Below are 428 nucleotides of genomic sequence, written 5' to 3'. Positions count from 1 at the left end.
CGCCCGCGCTCTTGGGCGCACAGGGCGCTGTCGGTACCGTAGAGCAAGCGCTTAACGGGAACATGGGCCGAGAAATGGTAGCCCGAGCGATGAAGGAGCAGCAAGTACAGCAGGTAGGCGAACGGGGCATTGCCCACAGGGAACATACCCGATGCGCTCACGAAGAACAGAGCCGTCAGCGCCACAATAAGGCGATGGTCGCCGCACTGGCCCTTGAGGGGGCCGGTGTCCCCATTGATGAACGCGCAGAGCAGCTCGAGTCCCTCGACTCGAGCGGAAACGTCCTCGGGAACCGCCTCGATGCCGGCCACCAGCCTGGCGTAGAGCATCTCAACGAAAGCGGGGGTGACCCCCTCATCGCGGTACTCCTCTATTGACAGCAGCACCTTGCCGGCATTGGCCGCCAGAAGTTCGATACCGCATTCCGG

General features: G+C 63.1%; 1 pseudogene. It reads right to left on the bottom strand.

The annotated features are described in order from the left end of the window. Positions 1-428: pseudogene (locus NE591_RS12585) on the bottom strand (hypothetical protein); the annotation flags it as partial.

It is taken from the genome of Adlercreutzia sp. DFI.6.23 (genome assembly GCF_024462535.1).
Lineage (GTDB): Bacteria > Actinomycetota > Coriobacteriia > Coriobacteriales > Eggerthellaceae > Adlercreutzia > Adlercreutzia rubneri.
Note: the sequence above shows the minus strand (reverse complement) of the source record. Positions and strands in the feature narration are given on the sequence as shown.